The organism is Mycobacterium sp. TH-M25, assembly GCF_057473665.1.
Genome location: NZ_JBYCLA010000076.1, coordinates 1 through 3,104, shown reverse-complemented (window position 1 = coordinate 3,104; position 3,104 = coordinate 1). Strand labels below are relative to the sequence as shown.

The window sequence follows — 3,104 nt, the reverse complement described above, 5'->3', positions numbered from 1 at the left end:
CATTCTGAAACCGCCGGGCTACCAAGATGCGCACGCCGGTTATTCTGATCCGCTCGACGAACAGCAGTTCCTCGTTGAAACGGTCAACCATCTGCAGAAACTCCCGGAATGGCGGGACATGGCCATTGTCATCGCCTATGACGACTCCGACGGCTGGTACGACCACCAGCCCCCGGTGATCGTATCGCCTTCCGCCACAGCCGAAGACGCTCTGGACGGCCCAGGTAAATGCGGCGATGCGGGCGGGGCACCCATCGTCTACCAAGGACGGTGCGGGTATGGCCCGCGGCTACCGCTGTTGGTGATATCACCTTATGCCAAAACAAATTTCGTGGACCACACGCTTACTGACCAAAGTTCAATCACTCGGTTCATCGAAGACAACTGGAGCACCGGCCGCATTGGCGATCACTCGTTCGACGAACGCGCCGGTGTACTGGACGGGATGTTTGATTTCAAGGGCCCGACCCAACCGACGGTGACGCTCGACGCCCATACCGGAAACCCGCAATAGCGCTAGCACAGCTAAACCGGCAGGATCTGATCCCGCCGGCTTCGATAGCTCTACATTGGACGCTCCCGAGTGGTGCCTCGCCCCCTAATGTGCTGTGGTTAGACACCAGCACTAGGTGGCGGGGCGCGCCAGGAGGACCCACGAAATGGCAAGCCATGGGTAGTCCATCGGAGCTGCGCCAAGGTCTGTCGCAGCGTCAGCTCAACATGATCGCCATCGGCGGCGTGATTGGCGCTGGGTTGTTTGTCGGGTCTGGCGTGGTAATCCATGCGGCCGGCCCGGCCGCGTTCCTGACCTACGCGGTGTGCGGTGTGCTGATCATTCTGGTGATGCGGATGCTCGGTGAGATGGCTGCCGCGAACCCCCGCACGGGATCGTTCGCTGACTATGCGGGACAAGCCCTCGGCGGCTGGGCCGGCTTCTCGGTTGGCTGGCTGTATTGGTACTTCTGGGTAATCGTGGTCGGATTCGAGGCCGTCGCCGGCGGGAAGGTCATCACCTACTGGTTTCATGCGCCGTTGTGGTTGCCCGCGCTGGTCCTGATGGTCATGATGACCGTGACCAACCTGTTCTCCGTCGCATCCTATGGGGAGTTCGAATTCTGGTTCGCCGGAATCAAAGTCGCTACCATTGTGGCTTTTCTGGGCGCCGGCACATTGTTCGTCCTCGGGCTGTGGCCAGATCGTCAGCTGGATTTGTCCAACCTCGGTTCGCATGGCGGATTCTTCCCGAATGGGGTGGGGGCCGTCTTTGCCGCCATCGTGGTCGCGATCTTCTCCATGGTCGGCGCGGAAATCGCTACCATCGCCGCCGCCGAAACCCCCAACTCGGAGCGCGCGGTGCAGCGCGCGACCAACACCGTGGTCGCCCGCATCGTGGTGTTCTTCGTCGGTTCGGTCTTTCTGCTGGTTGTGCTGCTGCCGTGGGACTCTGTGCAGGTCGGTGCCTCGCCCTACGTGGCTGCGTTCAAGCGGATGCGCATTCCCGGTGCGGATCAAATCATGAATGCGGTGGTGCTGACCGCCGTACTGTCTTGCTTGAATTCGGGCTTATACACCGCGTCGCGCATACTATTCGTGCTCGCCGGCCGCCGAGAGGCACCGGCTCAGCTGGTCAAGCTCAGCCGGCGCGGGGTCCCCTACGTTGCGATCTTGTGCTCGTCGGTGGTGGGTTTCGGCTGTGTCGTGATGGCCTGGCTCTCGCCCGGCACGGTGTTCGCCTTCCTGCTCGACTCGTCAGGCGCCGTCGTCCTATTCGTCTACATGTTGATTGCACTTTCCCAAATCGTTCTTCGTCGTAGGACGCCTCCGGATAAGCTTCTGGTCAAAATGTGGTTCTTCCCATGGCTTTCCATCCTTACCGTCGCCGGCATCGTGGGTGTGCTGGTACAGATGGCGTTCGACCGCGGCGCGCACACCCAACTCTGGCTCAGCCTGTTGTCGTGGGCTGTCGTGATTGCGTTGTACTTCCTCGTCAAGTGGCGGCGGGGCTCGGCCGCCCGCCAACTGCCAGCCGGTGGCAGGGCCGAGAGGCTTGCCGGTGGTCAACGAAATCGCTTTGGGCGCTGAGGTATTCGCAGCCCATCTGAGGCGTCCGGGCGGCCAAAGTCCCGCGGTATCTCACGGCCGGCGAAACTATGATCGTGCCCACGCCGTTGTTTATCGGGCACGGTATGAATCTGCGCGGTTGAACACACCAACTACGGTGACGTGCTGCAGTTCGTCGTCGATCCGGTAGATCACGCGGTAGGTACCGCGACGTGCGCTGCAGCGATCGTGCAACGGTGCTCGGAGCCGCTTGCCAACTCGGTGCGGACTGTCGAGCAGCGGACCGATAATGAACTCGTAGGCAGCGAACGCCACTGATTCGGGAAGTTGTTCGACTAGTTGCTTTTTCGCGATCGGCGCGATTATCAGCTGGTATTGCCGGTCGGTCACGTCCTAGCGCGGCGTGCTTGCATTGCGGCGGCAAGGCTGTCCTGATTCTCCCCTTCGCCACGGGCTAGCTCAGCGTCGGCCTCTCCAAGGGCGCGAAGCGCTGCTGAGTCGGAGAGCGCCGCAATGGTTTCCTCGAGTGACTCTAGATCGTCGACGGCGAGCAGGACTGCCGTGGGACGTCCGTGCACCGTGACTGTGATCCGTTCGTGCTGATCGCCGACGCGGGCTACCAATTCCGACAGATGTGCCTTTGCCTCGGCAAGCGAGCTGACTTGCGACATGGTCATAAGTATGACCAGTTTCTCTGTCGGGGTCCAGGGGAGGTGCTTTGACGGTTGAAGAGCTCAGCATCCACCTTGAGCTCGAAGGTCTGTCGCGCGAAATGACGCTGATTGTCTAGTCCGATGTAGCAGAGCCTGGTAGTGGCCAGCGCTGCGTTTACGCCCCGATCCCTTCACGGTGGCCTGCCTTACCGCTTACTTGAGTAGCACTTTCAAACGTGAGCAATCGTTGTGCGCATCTTCGTCGGCAGCCGTCAAGATGTCTTTGAGTTCCTGATTGTCTGTGGCGTCAATCCATTCAGACCAGCAGCTCCGAACTTCTGCAGTCAAATCATGGATGTATTCATTTAGGTGACGTCCATCGCTCAAGGT

4 protein-coding genes are annotated in these 3,104 nt (G+C 60.5%); 2 read left to right on the top strand and 2 right to left on the bottom strand.

The genetic code is table 11. The features are described from left to right. Both AC2VOU_RS02855 and AC2VOU_RS02850 read left to right on the top strand, forming a co-directional pair. Positions 1-514: alkaline phosphatase family protein (locus AC2VOU_RS02855; protein WP_486956002.1), on the top strand; the 514-nt coding region annotated here is incomplete at its 5' end. Between the two features lie 155 nt (positions 515-669). Continuing rightward, on the top strand, positions 670-2,082 hold the full coding sequence (locus AC2VOU_RS02850) for an amino acid permease (protein ID WP_486956001.1): 1,413 nt from the start codon (positions 670-672) through the stop codon (positions 2,080-2,082). Between the two features lie 90 nt (positions 2,083-2,172). Here the strand turns inward: AC2VOU_RS02850 and AC2VOU_RS02845 are convergent, their stop codons facing one another. Both AC2VOU_RS02845 and AC2VOU_RS02840 read right to left on the bottom strand, forming a co-directional pair. Continuing rightward, entirely contained in the window at positions 2,173-2,451 is a 279-nt protein-coding gene (locus AC2VOU_RS02845) for a type II toxin-antitoxin system RelE family toxin (RefSeq protein WP_486956000.1), read from the bottom strand. Beyond that, positions 2,448-2,732 (bottom strand): type II toxin-antitoxin system Phd/YefM family antitoxin, encoded by a 285-nt coding sequence (locus AC2VOU_RS02840; protein ID WP_486955999.1) that lies wholly within the window; start codon positions 2,730-2,732, stop codon positions 2,448-2,450. Before AC2VOU_RS02840 ends, AC2VOU_RS02845 begins: the two co-directional genes overlap by 4 nt. Positions 2,733-3,104: the final 372 nt, after the last annotated feature.